Origin of the sequence: Bacillus sp. HMSC036E02, from assembly GCF_001836235.1 — a bacterium.
In the GTDB taxonomy this organism is placed as follows: Bacteria; Bacillota; Bacilli; order Bacillales; family Bacillaceae_G; genus Bacillus_A; species Bacillus_A cereus.
The window spans coordinates 42,704-60,332 of record NZ_KV827881.1 but is presented as its reverse complement, the minus strand read 5'-3'; the positions used below and the strand labels follow the sequence as shown (position 1 = coordinate 60,332).

Below are 17,629 nucleotides of genomic sequence, written 5' to 3'. Positions count from 1 at the left end.
ATATGCTACAATTTGTGGTAGGAAAAACTTGTAACCATCAATAGGGGAGTAATGGCATGTACAAATTTAAAGATTATTACCACAACACTGTACAATTATCGTTTGAACGTTATCCATTTTCTCCTGAGCCAAAGCATGTTTGGGTTGTATGCCGGTACGGGGATCAATGGTTATTAACGCATCATTTACGTCGCGGTCTTGAATTTCCAGGTGGTAAAGTAGAACTAGGGGAAACACCGGAAGAAGCGGCAGTTCGAGAGGTTCATGAAGAAACCGGCGGCATAGTTTCTGATTTAACTTACTTAGGACAATACAAAGTATCTGGAAAAGACAAAATAATCATTAAAAACATTTATTTTGCAACAATTAGTGCGGTAGAAGAACATACGCATTACGAAGAAACGAAAGGGTCTGTTTTATTAAAAGACATTCCTGACAACATTAAAACGAATAGAAAATTTAGCTTTATAATGCGCGATGACGTATTAGCGCGTACGATGAAACATATAGAAGAAATCGGCTGTTTTACGAAGTAAAGTAGCCGGTTTCTTTTTTTGTATGTAAGAATAAATGTAAATATATCTTTACATTATTTTGGTTATATTATACAATTTTGTAAAGATATATTTACATTTTAGGAGGGGGAAGATGGATAAAAGAAAAGAAACGACTGTTACTGTTTCGATGGTTAAATTAAACTTTTCTTTATTTTTTATAATAATTGCTTTGTCGTTTGGAATTGGTTATTTGCATATATTTCTTTCAGGTGGGGTTCAAGTTGAAGTTACATTATTAACGATGTTTCTTTTTATTATCGCAATGATTGTTCTCGTTTGTATTCATGAGGCAATACATTTAATTGGCTTTCGCTATATCGGAGGTGTTCCGTGGAGTGAACTAAAATGGGGCGTTAATTGGAAATTAGGTGTTGCATATGCTCATTCTAAACAGGCGGTTACAGTAAAGCAAATGAAGAAAGTGTTAATGCTTCCGTTTTTACCAACTGGAATTTTGCCAATTGTATTGGGATTAGCTATGAATCTGGAGCCACTCTCATTTTTAGGAATTCTACTAACAGCAGGTTGTATCGGTGACATTGCCTTATATCAAAAAGTTTCAAAGTTTCCAGATGATGCGCTAGTAAAAGATCATCCGAGTAAACCACAGTTTACAGTGTATGAATAATAAAGAAAGAGGAGGCGTTTTTGAATAACTGCCCCCTCTTCCTTTATTATCACTTTTTTCCGGTAAATCGATATATTATGAAAATCATTAATATGATTTAATTACTATTATTATGTTTTTATCTCGCTATTTGCCGGGCAGTAAGACCCCCCACCTCAAAATTCAGCGGGAGCAATGAAGTAGGTGGGGGCGGCGGATTAAAGTTTCACTTTATCTCCACCTCCACCTCTAAAAACGAAAGCACCTCCAACAAATCATCTACGATACGTGAATGCTTAAAATTCCCCCAAAACGAATCTTTTTTCCAAACACCAAGAATCCCTACTTGTTCAGAACCAAGCACATCGTTTTCTGGATGATCTCCAACATAAAGACATTCTTCTGCCTTCACATCTAGTCTTTGCAAAGCACGTTCGAAAATTTCAGGATGAGGTTTTTTAATTCCTTCAGCTTCTGAAACGAGAATGGTGTTTGTATACGTATGTATATGTAGTGCTCGAAGGTTGCTCATCTGAAATTCAGTAAAACCATTTGTAATAATACCAATTTTAATGTTTCGCTGTTTTAACTGTTGAAGTAGTTCATGCGTGTTTTTGAAAGGAATACAATGATGTTGGAAGTTTGTAATATAGTCGTGTAGTAGTTGTTCTTGCGTTAAAGTAGTAATGTTGTATTCGGAAAGGAGAGTAGCATATACTTTATCCTTCCACGTATAGCCATTATTATCGAGTTCAAGAAATCGAGAACAATACTTTGATTTCTCTATGCTCTTCAAATGTGAGGCGAAGCGATTATATTGCTCATAAATAAATTGTTCTAAAGATTGGCGCCGATCTAATAGTGTTCCGTCTAAGTCGAATAAGATTGCACGAATCATGGGAAGCCTCCTTGCAGTTTTTATAATTAATTATCGCATATTCGTAAAAAAATGATTATGATATTTTGTAGAATGGAATAATGGGGGATTGTATGAAGGAACTGTATGGCAAGTTAGTGTGTTGTATTATAGCAAGCAGTTTAGTTGCAGGATGCGAGAGTGCTATCGAGGTTACGAAAGAAAAAGAAATTTGTAAAACAGAAGAAGAGTGTACGCAAATAGGAGATAAAACATTACAAAAAGTATATAAAAAGATAGAGGGACTTTCAGAACTTGAAAAAGTAGAGGATTATGACATAGAAGAGTATGAAAGTATGAATATGAAAGAGGCGGAACAGAAAAAAGAAGAGGATGACAATTACTTCTTTTTAGCTTCTTATTATATCGATGATGATGAAATTGTAGATCCTTATTTTGAGAAATTGGATCGTAAGAGATTGAATAAAGTTTTTGCAGATGACAAAGTAGCAAAAGATGATTTGTTAAGCCAGCGGCAAGATAGAGAGTATCATGAAACGTTATGGGACATGTATCGCACTCTCATTCCAGTGAAATATCGTGAGAATATAACAGGGTTGGATTTAATAACGGATGGTTATGACGGCGTTGTTGCCCATGTCATGCCAAGTATGGATGACCCGAGAGATTGGTTGCTTAGTTTAGACGTGCTCGATTCTGGGGTGAATATAGATGAAGTGATGAAAACATTAATTCATGAAACGGCTCACGTATTAACGATTGGGCATAAACAAGTACCAGTGGATAGGAAATATTTAGAGGCGTTTGATGAAGAGAAAGACATTTCATCATATCGAAATAAATGTAAAACGGTGTTCTTGAAAAATGGATGTGCGAGAAAAACTTCGTATATTAACCAATTTTATAATGAATTTTGGAAACCAATTGAGCAAGAGTGGACAGAAAAGAAAGTAGAAGAAAGTGAAGAGGCACAAATTGAATTTTATAAAGAAAAGCATGATGATTTTGTATCGCTGTATGGAACAACAAATGTAACGGAGGATATCGCAGATACATTTACAGCGTTCATTTTACAAGATTCAAAAAAGGTGAAAGAAGGAACAGAGTTAAAATATAAAAAAATTGCTTTCTTCTATCAGTTCCCTGAGCTTGTAAAAATGAGAGCGGAAGTGCTGTCGGGATTATATGATGTTTCAAAAACGATAGAACAACAAAGTGGAGACTAATGTGAGTTATGCTTTCGATATAGTTTCGTTAAAGAAAAGCGTGAAGAATTTTTAATTCTTTGCGTTTTTTTATGTTGATAAAATTGAAAATTCTGTATTTTTATTAAAAAGAAGAAGGAACTTGCGGTATAAAATAGAATTAGTATAAAAATGTCACAATTTAGACACAATTATAATGCGCGTGTTGTAGGGACTATAAGTTTACTCTCGAGGAGGTAATGAAACGTATGAAAACGATTCTTGCTGTTGCTGGTCTCATTTGGGTAATGTCTCACGGTTTTCCGATTTTTGAAGGGGAGCAAATTCGTAGTGCTTTGAATGAAAAGTTTAATGATTATCATGTGATAGATCGAAAAGATAATGTCGTTACAGTACGTGTGAAAGACTGTTTCCATACAGTTACGGTTGCGGATGGAAACATTACAAATGAAACGAAAATGTGTGATAAAAGGTAAAAGAAAGAAGCTGACTATAGCGCACTGTTTTGAGTCAGCTTCTTTTTCTTTTTCCAATTAGAATTTTTTCAAATGCCTCAACAAATACATACATAAGAGTTGCAAGAACACATGTGAGTAGTACGCTAAGTAAGACGAGTGTGAAGTTAAAGACTTGGAATCCGTAGCTAATTAAGTAGCCAAGTCCTTGTTTGGAAACGAGAAGTTCTCCGAAAATAACACCGACCCAGGATAAACCAACATTTACTTTTAACGTTGAGATAATTGCTGGAAAGGATGCAGGGAGAACGACTTGCTTATAACATTGCCATTTATTTGCGCCAAATGTGTCCATCACTTTTATATAGTTAGAATCGACTTCTTGAAATGCACTGTAAATAACGAGAATGGTAATGATGATGGAAATGATTACTCCCATTGCGATAGAAGATGAAATGTTTGGACCGAAAATAACGATGATGATTGGACCGAGTGCAACTTTTGGCATTGCATTTAGGACGACGAGGTAAGGATCAAGTACGCGGGCTAGAAGTGGCATCCACCAAAGAAACGTGGCAATAATAGCACCGAGTACCGTTCCGAGAATGAAGCCTACTCCTGTTTCCAGCAATGTCGTCCATATGTGGACCCAAAGTGAACCATCGATCCATTTCGTTAAGAAGAGATCCCAAATACTCGAAGGAGAACTAAAGAGTAAAGGATCGATCCATTCTTTTTTGCTAGCTATTTCCCATAGTGCAAAGAAAAGAATAAGTAGTAAAAGCTGTAATGAGCGAGCAATCCAAGCACGCCTGCGTTCTTTCTTTCGAAATTGTTCATGTAGTTGTTGTATATTATCCAAGTCGTTCCAGCTCCTTCCATATATCTTGAAAGAGGGCTGGGAAATCGTAGTGATGGCGTGCTTCTAACGGTGATAAAGAACGGATACTTTCCGGGACGATAAAGGTTTTTGCGATTTTTCCAGGATTCGCTTGCAGTAAATAAATACGATCACTCATCGCAATCGCCTCTTCAATATCGTGAGTAACAAGTAGTGATGTTTTCTTATATTTATTTAGTAAGTTGAAAACGAGTTCTTCTAGTTTTAATTTCGTTTGATAATCGAGTGCGGAGAATGGTTCATCTAGTAATAAAATTTTCGGATCAGTTGCTAACGTTCGAACGAGAGCAGCACGTTGACGCATACCGCCGGATAGTTCACGAGGATATTGTCCTTCTACCCCATGTAGACCGACTTGTTTTAAAAGATTTAAAGTATGTTCTTTCATCTGTTCATCATAAATCTTTCGAATATGAAGTCCAAGCATAATATTTTCTTCAATTGTTTTCCACGGGAATAAGTAATCTTGCTGCAACATATATCCCATAGATGAAGTTTTCGTTGTAATTGGTTCACCATCTAAAAAGACGATACCATCAATTGGATCAAGTAGTCCAGCAATGATTGAGAGGAGCGTTGTTTTACCGCAACCACTTGGGCCGAGTATAGAAATAAATTCGCCTTCTTCCACTTGTAAGCTCATATCTTCGAGAATAAGTTTGGCATTCTCTTTTGCGAAAAAACAGTGAGAAACGTTACGTATTTGTAAAAAACTCATACACTTCGCCTCTATTTCTTAATAACGCTTTCGGCAATTTTTGTATTGACGAGCGCTTCATGTGGGACTTCTTTTTGTAATTCACCAGCATCTTTCATAATCGTTTGGAGCTGTTTCCATTCTTCCGCATCTAGTAGTGGATTTGTCGCATAAGAATGTTGTTTTTTATACCGTTCAATTACTTTTACTGTAATGTCTTTCGAAGTGTCTTTAAATAGCGGAGAAACAGCATCAGCAATCTCTTCTGGACTATGTGTATCAACCCATTGCTGTGCTTTATAGAGCGCACGTGTGAACTTTTCAGCAGCAGCTTTATCTTTCTTTAAGAAACTTTCTTTTGCCATGAACGTTGTATAAGGAACAGTACCAGATTCATTTCCGAATGAAGCGACGATATAACCTTTACCTTCTTTTTCGAATATGCTTGCAGTCGGTTCAAAGAGCTGCACAAACTCTCCTGTACCAGATGCAAAGGCATTTGCAATATTAGCAAATTCGATATTTTGAATTAAGTTCGTATCTTTCCGAGGATCAATTCCATTTTTCTTTAAAACGTATTCCCCAACCATTTGCGGCATGCCGCCTTTACGCTGTCCTAAAAATGTAACACCTTTTACGTCATTCCAATTAAAAGAGTCTAGTTTTTTACGTGAAACTAAAAATGTCCCATCTGTTTGTGTAAGCTGTGCAAAGTTAATGACAGGGTCTTTCGCTCCTTGTTGATGAACATAAATAGACGTTTCAGAACCGACGAGAGCAATATCAATTCCGCCAGATAATAGGGCGGTCATCGTTTTATCGCCACCAGCTGTTGTTTGTAGGTCAATATTTAGTCCTTCATCTTTAAAAAATCCTTTTTCAATCCCGACATATAATGGGGCATAGAAGAGAGAATGGGTAACTTCGCCAACGCGAATGTTTTGAGTTTGTTCTTTCGTACTTTCTTTTTTACTACTACAAGCAGCAAAAGTAAAAACAGCTAGTAACATGATGCAAAAAATCGCGATTAATTTTTTCACTATATAACACCTCCTAGAAGTCACTCTACAAGCATGATATGTAGGTAAGTGCCCATATGTGAGTGTAGATAGCAGGAATTTTTTGGGTGGTAAAGAAGTACAAATATAAGGGGTGATAAAATGGAGTACGAATACGATGATAGCGTACATTTACATCTTGATTATTTCGGGACAGAATGTGATATGGAATCGATCGCTTATAAGAGGAAGAATGAAGACGTATGGGATGTGTATTTTAATTTTGGAGTATACGGTATTCAGAAAGACGATGTAGAGTTAGGTAGGTTTATGGACGAATATGCCGGTTATTACGTTTTTTCTGTACATGCTCGCGATCTTAGTTGGGAATTTGGAAGTGCCCAGTTTGAAGAGTGGGTTTTGAAAAATCGGATAGTAGAAAAAACGCTACAAAAATAGGAGGAATTTTGTGATTGGATTTCTCATCTTATTATTTATTTTTGTGGCCGGATTTTTTATTATGCAAATGCTTATTTACCGATTTGTAAAGAAAAACATCCATAAATATACAAAAATAAAATGGTTTCATATGTGGCTACATATGAATATGAAAAAAGGACCGAGATTAGATTTTTTTGATTTTGTAGTTATAGTGCTCGTATGTATCGTATGGAAAATATGGCTGCTTCCTTTTATATAATACACATGCTAATCATTTTCTCTTTTATCATAAAATAACGAAAAGAACCTGTCTTGTGGCAGGTTCTTTTCGTTATAGTAATAGTTGTTAAAAACGTGCAACGCCTGTTTATTAATTCTTTCGTATTTTCATGTGGAATCTTTAATAGCATTAAGAATTTCTAAAAAATAGTTATTACATCATAAAGTGGAGTGCTGAAATTAAGCTTTTCAAGAATGAGTAATTTGTATACCATAATTTAACTGTTGATTAAGGGAATATTAAGACAATACATTTATGGTAGAAGCAAGTATGCAGACGAAATATGTAATATATGTTATTTTAATAGAAATAGTTCTTTCGATGCGGGGGAAATTAAGACATAGAAACGAGGGAATGAATTGAAGTATGGTTCTACACTTTTTCATCTTCCAAAAAGAAATATATTAATTTCTAGCATTATAAGTAGTATGGTGACTTTATTAGTAATAACTATGCTGTTTATGATTTTAAAGGTTTTTAATTTAGACATGATGAAAGATCATTTAAATCAAAAGCTTGTTTTAAGTGTTATGATGATTTTCATATGGGGCATAACGTTTTATATTACGCATTTCAATAAAAAAGAGATGTCTATACTTAGAGCATCCCTGCGAGTGCATTTTATATTACTTTTACTAGCTCATACAGTAGCGTTATTTTATATTGTCATGCAAGTTAATATGAGTTTCATAGAGGCAATGAATTGGATTTACTTTTATAATATGCAGTTTATATTAAGTTTTGTAGTAATTTATGCAATATATATTCTTGTATATAATTTAATAGGTAAGGTTTTTCTAAGTATGGTTTTAACGAGCTGTACGTTAGTCATTTTATGTATTGTGAATTATTTGAAGCTTATTTTCAGAGGTGATCCGTTATATCCTTCTGATTTCACACAAATTACGCATATGCAATCTGTTATACCGATGGTGATGGACTATTTTAGTTGGAGTTATATTTTTGTCATTATCGTAAGTATCGTAGCTTGTATTGTAGCAGGGATATATATGAGAAGGTACATTCAAAATGTAAAGATTCATCTAGGAATAAGAGCCTTATTAGTAGTAGGATCTATTTTTGTTCTATATGCGTACGGTAATTTTGCGAATACATTTATGAATAAAGTATTTCAAAAATCAGGTGTAGATTTTGTTTTGTGGAATCAAAATGAGAACTACGCTTCAAATGGTTTTGTACTTGGGTTTATTAGCAATTTAGATACAACAGTTATGGAAAAACCAAAAAATTATTCTAAAGAAAATATGCTTCAAATAGCAAACGATATAAAAAAACAATATAGTGGAAATATAGGGAATCAAAAGAAAAAAGAGAAACCGAATATTATTTTTGTAATGAGTGAATCGTTTTGGGATCCGACGAAAGTAACCAACCTTTCTTTTAGTGAAGATCCTGTACCAAATTTGCATCATTATATAGAAAACTTTCCTGGGGGACAAACTATTTCTCCTACATTTGGGGGAAATACAGCGAACGTTGAATTTGAGGCATTAACAAGTTATTCAATGAGTTTGTTAAAGCCAGGTTCTATACCATATCAGCAGGTTATTACAAATAAGAAAGAAGTTCCATCAATCCCTACGGCGTTGAAAAAAGAAGGTTATTATACAAGTGCAATTCATTCATTTGGTCGCACATTCTTTAAACGTGACGATGTATATAAGGTGTTAGGATTTGATAAGTTTAATGCAGAGGACACGATGGAAAATGTGGATATTGATGGAGATTATATTAGTGATTTAGCGATGAGTAAAGAGATAATTGCTGAGTTAGAGGAACAAAAACAGCCAACATTTATTCATGCAGTTACGATGCAAAATCATTTTCCATTTACAGAAGGCCGATTTGGTGAAAACCTAATAGAAATTAGCGGTCTAGAAAATGAAGAATCAAAGGGAGAATTAGAGACGTATACAGAAGGATTAAGACGTTCAGATGAGGCCCTTCAATATTTAATAGAGCAACTAGATAATTTAGATAGACCTACATTATTAGTATTCTTTGGAGATCATCTTCCATCATTAGGAACAAATAAATCTTTTTATAAAGAAAACGGGTATATAACGAATGAAAAAACACCGAGTGAACGTTTAGCGATGGCGCAAACTCCGTTATTAATGTATGCAAACTTTGATATGCCAAATGATAATTTAGGTTTAGTAAGCCCAATTCATTTTTCTAATCTTATTTTTGATTATGCAGGATTAAATAAATCCTTATTTTATCAATTTTTATCGGAACTTTACAAGGAAATACCAGTGCTTAGAGATGAATTAAAAGTTGATAAAAATGGAGAAGTAATCAATGATTTAACAAAGAAACAAAACGAAATGTTAGAGCAATATAAAATGCTTCAATATGATTTACTCGTTGGAAATCAATATAGTAAAGATATCCTCTTTAAATAAAAGAAACAAAAAGAACTTGTATAACGATACAAGTTCTTTTTTCATAGTATTTAACGGGGTAACCAGACAAGCTGGGTTTAGGGAGTATTACTTGTACATTTAGTATATATGAAAATGTAATCGTTTTATTCGTGTATTTGTGAGAAATGTGTGAATTTTATGTTTTATAAAAACGATTATGTTAACTTTCATTCTTATATTGCAGTTGTTATGTTTGTAAAAATTTTATCAGTTCTTTATTTAATTCATCCGCTTGATCGATTGGTGAACCATGACCACTATTTGTAAGAGCATGTAACTGAGAATTTTTAATTCGTTGTTGTGTAAGTTCAGCACTTTTGTAAGGAATTAGTTGATCGTGAACGCCGTGGAAGATTTTTGTTGGGACGTTAATTTTATTTAAATCTTTCGTTACATCTTCATTTGCAGCTGCTTGTAAAATTTTGATAAGGGCATAAGAAGCGGACTGCATACCGAGATAAGAAAACCATTCAAGGGTTGCAGCTCCTAAGTTTCTATTGAAAAAGGATAAAGATACATCATTTAAAAATTTTGGTAAATTAGCATACATTTGATTAATGAGAGCATCTGCTTGTTCTTTCGGTACACCGTAAGGGGACTCTTGATTTTTAACGAAAGAGGGGGAGACAGCGTCAATTAATGCGAGCTTAGAAATGCGGCGGCCATTATAGCGAGACATATAGCGAATAGAAAGAGCACCACCAACTGAGAAACCGACTAATGTAGCGTTCTCTACTTGAAGTGCTTCCAGAACAATTGCGATATCATCGGCTAATCGATCATACGTGTAACCAGTCCATGGCTTATCAGATTGCCCATTCCCTCGTATATCCATGGCAATACAGCGAAAGCCATGCTCTGGTAAAACATTGAGTTGATATTGATACATTTGATGATTTAAAGGCCATCCGTGAACGAAGAAAACAGTCTTACTACCTGGACCAGGATTAACGTCTTGCACAAAAATATGCACATCTTTCTCGACAGTAACAAACATAAAACTCCCCCTGTTCTATCAATAGGCTCCATTCTAAAAGCTTTGTTTTACTTTTTAGGCCGTCTATATAAAACATCCTCCATAATATACGTATTAATGATCATAGATTTTATGCTCTGTATATAGTCTAAATATATTGCGTTTTTGGTACGATTTTCCTCAAATGTTCGATTTATCTTTGTTTGTCTATGAAAATCATTTATTATAATAAATGGTATTCTTCGAGATATTATTTTGAAGGGGTGTTGAAGTGAAAGAAAGTTTTCTATCATATAAAGAAGAAGAAAAGAATGCAAAAATCCTTTTATGGGTGTTATATGTCATTGTTATTGTATATCAAATTTTCTATGCAATCGTATTAGAAGATAAATCAATAATGGATAAGGGATACAACATAATATGGCAAGTTATTTGCGGAGTAGCAATACTGTGCGTGAATATATATTTAATGAAAAAAGAGAAGGCAAACCTTGTTAAATATGCATGGATATTTGCATACATAGCGATAGAAATCGCTAATATATTTGCATATGTTTTTTATAATAAAGCGGCGTTTGATGCGACAAATATAATAGAAATTATTCTCATTTTCTTTGTACCTATATTTTTAAATAAAAAATTTTATGTGTTTTTACTTTCCTCTATTGTAGGAAAATATTTAATTTATTTATTTGTATTAGAGGAAGTAAAAGCATTTATGTTCCTTATTATGTGTACGCTTATGTTAATAGCTGCATATATCATTTTAAATCGATTTTTACAATATCTTTCAGCCGTAAAGGAAAGTATTGCGATTGCTAGTGAATCACAAAAATTAGCAGTAATCGGAAAAATGGCAGCGACTGTTGGACATGAAATTAAAAATCCACTGGCTTCATTAAAAGGATTTACGCAATTACAACGAGAGAAGCATGAAGAGGATCCTATTTATAAACGTATGATTTTTGAAATAGAAAATATGAATAATATGATAAGTGAGTTGATGGAAGTTGCTACATGCAAACCTTCTATTTATAAGAAACATGATGTAGGAAAAATTGTATTACAAGTAATAACAAGTCTTCGCGGAAAAATGAATGAATTAAACGTGCAGTTTATTTCTAATGTGGAAGAAAAAACAATAGAAGTTGAATGTGATGAACGAAAAATAAGAGGAGTCTTTTTATATACGATAAAAAATGCTTTAGAGGCAATGGAACAAGGTGGCATATTACATTTGCAATTAGAGAATAAAGGGAAAGAATATGTAATAATCAGCGTAATCGATAATGGTCATGGTATTAAGCAAGAAAACTTAACCCGTGTTACAGAAGCCTTTTATACAACGAAACAAGATAAAATTGGTCTGGGACTTACGGTAGCGAATCGAATTGTCGCCGAGCACCTTGGTGAGCTGCATATTTCAAGTGAAAGAGATACTGGAACGAGAATAGACATCATTCTCCCAAGGAAGTGTGGAAATACTGAAATCCAAGTGGAAGAAAAGCTAGGAGTTACCATATGAATAAAGGCTATATATTTAAAAATGAAGAAATAAAGGCATTGAAAGTATTTTTAAGTTTATTTTTTATTATATTTTTTGTGTATGATCTTGCCTATGAATTTATCGTACCTTTAATCGCGGGAGAGCAAGAAGGCGTAGGAAAGTTTGAAGATGGTTTAGGTTTATGGCTTTACTTTTTGACGGTAGTATTGTTTTGCAGTGGAATATACTTTATGAAATGGAAGAATGTTTTTGTGGTAAAGTATATTATTCTAATTGGCTATAATGTATTAGATTGTATCCATAACATTATGATTTATTATGGTAGCGATGCGGAATTTGACGGTGGAAATATAGTAGAAGTATTTTTTATTTTGTTCGCACCAATCTTTGTGAACAAAAGATATTTCTGGTTAGTTCCAGCGATACTTGTCGGGAAGTACGCTCTTACAGGAATCATTATTCAATCTTCTCTCGTTTTAATCCCAATGGCATTATATAGTGTATTTACTATTATATGTTGGATTATATTTTTGAGGGTTCAGTCTTACGTTCGTACGCTTGAGATGATGGACAAAGAAATAAAACAGACAGAAAAACTAGCAGCTGTTGGAAAAATGGCAACGGTTATTGGTTATAAGATTAGAAGACCTTTAGCAAACTTAAAAAAACTTGTGAATAAACAAGCCGACAAGCATCCAGAGGATAAAATTTATAGTGATATTATGAAACAAGAAGTAGATCGGATTCATATAATTGCTACAGAACTTAGTGGATTTGAGAAATCTAAATCACTAGAATCAGAAACTCATAACATACAAGAAATTATCTCTTATGTTATTCGAGTTATGGAAAAGCCTGCTTTAAAACAAGGAGTCCACATACAAGGTATTTACAGTAAAGACTTACCGTCCATTACATGTGATGAAAAACGATTAAAACAGGTCTTTTTTAATTTAATCAAAAATGCAATTGAAGCAATGTCAGTTGGGGGAACAATTACGATTAAAGTTACTGTAAAAGATGGAATCATCGTTCAAGTGAAAGATGAGGGATGTGGTATTCCAAAAGATAAAATTCCAAAGTTAAATGAAGCCTTTTATACAACGAAAGAAACAGGAACTGGTCTAGGTTTAGTAGTTACAGAAAAAATTATTAAAGACCACAATGGTAAAATGAGTTTTGAAAGTGAAGTTGGGGTTGGAACAACGGTTGAGGTTATGTTACCACTGCATTAAATAGAAAAAACATCACTTATTTGGAAGTAATGCTTTTGTGTTCTTCTTAGGTAGACGTTCTAAAAAAGAGGACGATAACGAAAAATAATATATTGATAGTGTAAAAAGAAAATAATGGATGTTTTACTATGAAAAATATATAATGGCTTTGTCTGTTATTTGTTGTAGTTCATTTATATTTCTATTTGTTGACCCGAATCTCGGGTCTTTTTTTTATGAAATGAATTGCTATATGTCAGTGATTAGAAAAATAGAATATATATTCATGCTGTAATACTGGTAGCACCAGTAAACTCGGTGCTACCAGTAGGTTTGTTTTCCGGCACAACGAAAGCATTTACGTTGGTACAGGTGGTGCTTTCACATTTCTCTATTTTTCTGTGGTCGATTGTATTGTGTATATAAATTTAAAAAATGATAGCGTTAGAGCCACCATTTCTCCTGCGGAAGCAAAATAACATCCACATCAAAATTTTCTTTAAACCAATCATACATCAATGTCTCTTTCACTAAATATTCAGAGGCAGAGTGTGATACACCAATTAGAGACATATTCGTTTCTTTTACATAATCCATAATGAGCGAGTATTTATGTCGGCCGTAATCATTGTCGATATGGCAATGGATTTCTCCTGTAATATATGCTTCAGCACCTTTTTCTTCTGCTTCCTTCATTAAAGATACAACATCGCCACACCCAGCGATAATTGCGATTTTTTTAATGGAATCATGTCGTTTACCTTCGAAGTCTGTGTAAGGAATCTGGAAGAGTTGTTTTAGATGTTTTTGGAGTGCTTCTGTTGATGTTTCATCTATTTCACAAATAAGACCAATTGGTTCTTGTTCTGGACCTCCATATGCAAAGTCGTCCACTACAGTAGCGTTTAATGCTTTTGCAATTGAAATACTCGTTCCATGCGTTTGATGAAAATCCATTGGTACATGACATGTATATATAGAAAGTTGTTTTTCTTTTATTCCTTGCAAATATTTTTCAGGAATTGGTATGAAACCGCGACCTGATCTTCCAAGCGGATCACCACACTCCATTACAAGGGGATGGTGCATAAAGAGTAAATCACCAGGTGTGGATTGTGAAATGAATGTTTCAAGAACGTCACCTGTAGGGAATACAGCTAAAAATACTTTGTTTACATTTTCAGATCCGTGCATCATAAGGCCGTTAAATAAATCTACAAAATTTGCTTCGAAAAATTGTTGCCAAGGAAATTTGATAGGATCATATACGGCTGGGATAAATCGACTAAAGGCACTATCTTTTCCGTATTTTTCAATTTGGAATAAGTGATTGAGTGATTGCTCTATTTTTTTTAAGGCTGGCATGTTTGATAATCCTCCTTAAGATGATTTTTGCTTTATGAGTTGTTTGTATTCTTCGTAGTAAAATAAGAAGCGGATAGGTAACAAATAAAACCTAGAATCCAGCCGATAGAAGGAGAATAGGGAAGTACATGCTGTAACAGTATTCCGCTAGAAATGAAGAAACTACCCAATAGACCTAATAACATAGGAGTTTGAACACGGATAGTAAACCTCCTTTCTCCTGCATGAACTATTCATAAAAGCTCGATTGCTGAAACTTTATCACATACATTGTATATTAGTCTTAATTTTCTGTATATAACTTTTGAGAAAAATGGTGATACAATATATGAATGATAAGAGAAGAGAGGATGAAGATTAACGTATGTACGTTACTGTAACAGAAGCAGCATATAAAAAGATTATGGATACGATTCCAAGTGAAGCGAAATATATAAAGTTATTTTACGATAATGAAGGTTGCGGTTGTGTTATGAGCGGAATTATCGATTTAGTAGCTGTAGCAGAGAAAGATGAGCGCGATGTGGATATTGAATCAAGCACAATGAACTTTATCGCTGATCGTACAAAGCTTGTATTTATGGATGATAAGTTAACTGTTGATTGGCATGAAGGTGGAGGGACTTTTCAGTTGAAGAGCCCAAGCCAGTTTTATAATCCAAATATGAAGTTACACGTTCGAATATAGTAAAGGAAAGGTGATTCCAAAATGTATTTTGGAATCACCTTTTTTATTTTATAAGTCGCTATTATTGTCGATTTTTGTTGATAAGTCGATATATTGAAAAAATCGCTGATATAAATGGAGTTGCGCTGATATATTTGGGAAATCGCTGATATAAATGGAGTTGCGCCGATATATTCAGAAAATCGCTGATATAATTTCATTTACCAAAACGTTTCAATAGTAAAAAGATTTTTTCACATAATGAAATGTACATGTGATTGAATTTTCTGTATAATCTTCTTTGCGGAGGGGATACGCATGAGAAGATGGGGAATTGAGTTGTTAATTTTAAGTGTTGTTATTATTTGGGGGATTAACTATACAATTGCGAAGTATGGACTTTTAGAATTTACAGCAATTGAGTTTACTGCACTTCGCATGATGGCGGCGGCACCGCTTCTGTTACTCCTTACCTTTTTTATTGAAAAGTCGGTTTATATGGAGCGAAAGGATATACCTAGATTAATTATCGTTAGCATTGTAGGTATTGTACTGTATCAAACGTTATTTATGGAAACTGTCAAATATACATCTGCTACAAATGCCTCTTTACTCATTTCTATTTCACCTATTTTTACAACTGCATTTGCGATTTTCTTGAAACAAGAAAATTTTTCTTCTCGAAAGTTAATCGGTTCTATGACTGCCTTTGTTGGTGCAGCATTAGTTTTAGTAGCAGGACATTCGCTTACTAGTTCTTTTTATGGCAATGGAATTGGACTTATTACATCAATATGCTGGGGGCTTTATCCTGTTTTAGCAGGACCATTAATTAAAAAATATTCAGCATTACGTGTTACAGCATGGTCTGCATTAGTGGGTGCGATTCCGCTATTATTGTTAAGTGGTCCACATGTGTTTGTCATGCCATTTCACATTACTCACGGAATGACACTATTTGCTTTACTATATTCTATTTTCTTTGTAACAGTATTTGGTCTAGTAATGTGGTATGTTGGTGTTCAAAAAATTGGGGCGTCACATACGATGGTATATATGTATATAACGCCGCTTGTAGCTGTTCTATTTGCAGCTGTCTGGGCAAATGAATATGTATCGTTTCAACAAATCATCGGTGGAATTATCATTTTTGTCGGTCTATGGTTTGTGAAATCGGAGAAAGTAAAAGTTCATTCTATTGCAGGGGAACCTATATCAAAATAGGAAAACAGATCACCTATGATCTGCTTTCCTATTTTTTTATTTTTGGTAAGAAGATGAGAAATAAGATAGCAGTAATAAGTGGAATTAAGTTTAAAAATGGAATACGGAAGAGTGTAATAAGAATAATACCTGGAAGAAGAACACCGAGGACAGCGTAAAAAATGCTATGGTTTTTCGTGTACCAATACAATGAAAGTCCAATAAGTGCAGGGATAATGAGGTGAATGAGAGCCATTAAAAAATAAATCATTAGACGCCCCCTTTATTTGTGTGCTTATTACATCATATCCGTATGTTCATAGATTGATATCATTTTTTTCATAAATGGACGAAAAAAGTTTGAAAAACCGTCACAAAATATGAGAATATGATGTTTGAAATCTTGTATAATATTATTTCCTAAAAATATTTAAACAACATAAACATACTGTTTATGTTGTTTTTAATTTGAATGAAATGGATGTAAGGAATATGAATTTGAAAGAAATTTTTTGTTGGATAGATAAGAACGAATGAAGAGAGGTACAGCATGATTAGTATGTCACTAAGATCATTTAAAATCCAATCGTATTATATACTAGGTATTTTGTTACTAGGTTGGATGTTAACACCTTTTTCGGCACATTTTTTAGGCGCTGGAATTGGGCTTATTGTAAGTATGTATTGCGTTTGGCTTTTAGGGAGAAGAATTGAGAAGCTTGGAGATAGTATTGTAAAGAAGACGAAAGCACCGACACTCGGTATGTTTAACCGTTTTGCAGCTGCCATTTTGGGTGCTATTATTATGTACGAAATTGAGCACCACATGGTTATGTGGGCATTTGCAGTAGGGATTATGGGTGGTTATTTCTTAATTGTTGTTAATTTAGGATACTATAGCATGAAAGATGAGAAAGAACTAACAAAGAGCTAAAAAAGATAAAAGACTTCTTTTTAGATGGAATAGATGATCCAGCCACGGATAGAAGCGGTCAGGACCTTTTTTGCTCCCATGTGGTGTGAAACCAGAGAGATGTAGCGAGTAGGGATATAATGTATAAATTTGCAGCTGTAATTTTATAATCTAAGTCACAGATGAAGAGATTAGCGCTTCACTTTATATAAGATATAGAAAGAAGCTTACGTTTTCACGTAAGCTTCTTTTTTATGTAAGTGTGTATAAACCGTTAAGCCGCATTGGGTTTTGTCGGTGAGTACGCGAAACTTTA

General features: G+C 34.0%; 19 protein-coding genes. 12 read left to right on the top strand and 7 right to left on the bottom strand.

Annotated features, from left to right (window positions below; all coding sequences use genetic code 11):
- Positions 1-56 precede the first annotated feature (56 nt).
- Together mutTA and HMPREF2590_RS27285 are read left to right on the top strand one after the other, a co-directional pair.
- Positions 57-536: an antimutator 8-oxo-(dGTP/GTP)ase gene (gene mutTA / locus HMPREF2590_RS27290; protein WP_000276385.1), complete on the top strand. Its 480-nt coding sequence runs from the start codon at positions 57-59 to the stop codon at positions 534-536.
- 112 nt (positions 537-648) lie between these two features.
- On the top strand, positions 649-1,185 hold the full coding sequence (locus tag HMPREF2590_RS27285; RefSeq protein WP_000361287.1) for a DUF3267 domain-containing protein: 537 nt from the start codon (positions 649-651) through the stop codon (positions 1,183-1,185).
- 205 nt (positions 1,186-1,390) lie between these two features.
- Here HMPREF2590_RS27285 and HMPREF2590_RS27280 read toward each other — a convergent pair whose 3' ends face one another.
- A complete protein-coding gene (locus tag HMPREF2590_RS27280) occupies positions 1,391-2,062 on the bottom strand; it encodes an HAD family hydrolase (protein ID WP_050822141.1) in 672 nt (223 codons plus the stop codon).
- A 92-nt stretch (positions 2,063-2,154) separates the two neighbouring features.
- On the opposite strand from HMPREF2590_RS27280, the gene HMPREF2590_RS27275 reads away from it, so the two are divergent.
- Positions 2,155-3,267, top strand: coding sequence for a hypothetical protein (locus tag HMPREF2590_RS27275; RefSeq protein ID WP_000661682.1), 1,113 nt, complete (start codon positions 2,155-2,157; stop codon positions 3,265-3,267).
- A gap of 227 nt (positions 3,268-3,494) precedes the next feature.
- Positions 3,495-3,722, top strand: coding sequence for a hypothetical protein (locus HMPREF2590_RS27270; RefSeq protein ID WP_000849112.1), 228 nt, complete (start codon positions 3,495-3,497; stop codon positions 3,720-3,722).
- Between the two features lie 34 nt (positions 3,723-3,756).
- Here the strand turns inward: HMPREF2590_RS27270 and HMPREF2590_RS27265 are convergent, their stop codons facing one another.
- The 3 genes from HMPREF2590_RS27265 to HMPREF2590_RS27255 are packed head-to-tail and all read right to left on the bottom strand — an operon-like array spanning position 3,757 to position 6,339.
- Positions 3,757-4,563, bottom strand: a complete 807-nt coding sequence (locus HMPREF2590_RS27265) for an ABC transporter permease (protein WP_000368822.1) — start codon at positions 4,561-4,563, stop codon at positions 3,757-3,759.
- Positions 4,556-5,320, bottom strand: a complete 765-nt coding sequence (locus tag HMPREF2590_RS27260) for an ABC transporter ATP-binding protein (RefSeq protein ID WP_000009025.1) — start codon at positions 5,318-5,320, stop codon at positions 4,556-4,558. Before HMPREF2590_RS27260 ends, HMPREF2590_RS27265 begins: the two co-directional genes overlap by 8 nt.
- Before the next feature lie 11 nt (positions 5,321-5,331).
- On the bottom strand, positions 5,332-6,339 hold the full coding sequence (locus tag HMPREF2590_RS27255; protein ID WP_000733151.1) for an ABC transporter substrate-binding protein: 1,008 nt from the start codon (positions 6,337-6,339) through the stop codon (positions 5,332-5,334).
- Between the two features lie 120 nt (positions 6,340-6,459).
- On the opposite strand from HMPREF2590_RS27255, the gene HMPREF2590_RS27250 reads away from it, so the two are divergent.
- The 3 genes from HMPREF2590_RS27250 (at position 6,460) to HMPREF2590_RS27240 (ending at position 9,447) form a co-directional block, all read left to right on the top strand.
- Positions 6,460-6,756, top strand: coding sequence for a DUF3986 family protein (locus HMPREF2590_RS27250; protein WP_000455580.1), 297 nt, complete (start codon positions 6,460-6,462; stop codon positions 6,754-6,756).
- A 10-nt stretch (positions 6,757-6,766) separates the two neighbouring features.
- The gene (locus HMPREF2590_RS27245; protein WP_000578985.1) at positions 6,767-6,997 is read left to right on the top strand and encodes a hypothetical protein; all 231 of its coding nucleotides are present in this window, start codon (positions 6,767-6,769) and stop codon (positions 6,995-6,997) included.
- 380 nt (positions 6,998-7,377) lie between these two features.
- On the top strand, positions 7,378-9,447 hold the full coding sequence (locus HMPREF2590_RS27240) for an LTA synthase family protein (protein WP_000873631.1): 2,070 nt from the start codon (positions 7,378-7,380) through the stop codon (positions 9,445-9,447).
- A gap of 208 nt (positions 9,448-9,655) precedes the next feature.
- On the opposite strand, the gene HMPREF2590_RS27235 is transcribed toward HMPREF2590_RS27240, so the two are convergent.
- Entirely contained in the window at positions 9,656-10,465 is an 810-nt protein-coding gene (locus HMPREF2590_RS27235; RefSeq protein ID WP_000498279.1) for an alpha/beta fold hydrolase, read from the bottom strand.
- A 250-nt stretch (positions 10,466-10,715) separates the two neighbouring features.
- On the opposite strand from HMPREF2590_RS27235, the gene HMPREF2590_RS27230 reads away from it, so the two are divergent.
- The gene (locus tag HMPREF2590_RS27230; protein ID WP_000664863.1) at positions 10,716-11,969 is read left to right on the top strand and encodes an ATP-binding protein; all 1,254 of its coding nucleotides are present in this window, start codon (positions 10,716-10,718) and stop codon (positions 11,967-11,969) included.
- Entirely contained in the window at positions 11,966-13,186 is a 1,221-nt protein-coding gene (locus tag HMPREF2590_RS27225) for an ATP-binding protein (protein ID WP_001032637.1), read from the top strand. The genes HMPREF2590_RS27230 and HMPREF2590_RS27225 overlap by 4 nt, the downstream gene beginning before the upstream one ends.
- 423 nt (positions 13,187-13,609) lie before the next feature.
- Here the strand turns inward: HMPREF2590_RS27225 and HMPREF2590_RS27220 are convergent, their stop codons facing one another.
- Positions 13,610-14,530, bottom strand: a complete 921-nt coding sequence (locus HMPREF2590_RS27220; protein ID WP_001111134.1) for a Nif3-like dinuclear metal center hexameric protein — start codon at positions 14,528-14,530, stop codon at positions 13,610-13,612.
- Positions 14,531-14,894: 364 nt separating this feature from the next.
- Here HMPREF2590_RS27220 and HMPREF2590_RS27215 point away from each other — a divergent pair, with 364 nt between their 5' ends.
- Both HMPREF2590_RS27215 and HMPREF2590_RS27210 read left to right on the top strand, forming a co-directional pair.
- On the top strand, positions 14,895-15,218 hold the full coding sequence (locus tag HMPREF2590_RS27215; RefSeq protein WP_000289569.1) for an iron-sulfur cluster biosynthesis family protein: 324 nt from the start codon (positions 14,895-14,897) through the stop codon (positions 15,216-15,218).
- A gap of 297 nt (positions 15,219-15,515) precedes the next feature.
- Positions 15,516-16,421 carry a DMT family transporter gene (locus HMPREF2590_RS27210; RefSeq protein WP_050822140.1) on the top strand — a complete coding sequence of 302 codons (906 nt, stop codon included), beginning with the start codon at positions 15,516-15,518 and terminating at the stop codon, positions 16,419-16,421.
- A 28-nt stretch (positions 16,422-16,449) separates the two neighbouring features.
- On the opposite strand, the gene HMPREF2590_RS27205 is transcribed toward HMPREF2590_RS27210, so the two are convergent.
- Positions 16,450-16,671 carry a hypothetical protein gene (locus tag HMPREF2590_RS27205; protein ID WP_000639042.1) on the bottom strand — a complete coding sequence of 74 codons (222 nt, stop codon included), beginning with the start codon at positions 16,669-16,671 and terminating at the stop codon, positions 16,450-16,452.
- A 279-nt stretch (positions 16,672-16,950) separates the two neighbouring features.
- Here HMPREF2590_RS27205 and HMPREF2590_RS27200 point away from each other — a divergent pair, with 279 nt between their 5' ends.
- Complete coding sequence (locus HMPREF2590_RS27200; protein ID WP_000624926.1) at positions 16,951-17,334, top strand: ATP synthase subunit I; 384 nt, start codon at positions 16,951-16,953, stop codon at positions 17,332-17,334.
- The last annotated feature ends 295 nt before the right edge of the window (positions 17,335-17,629 follow it).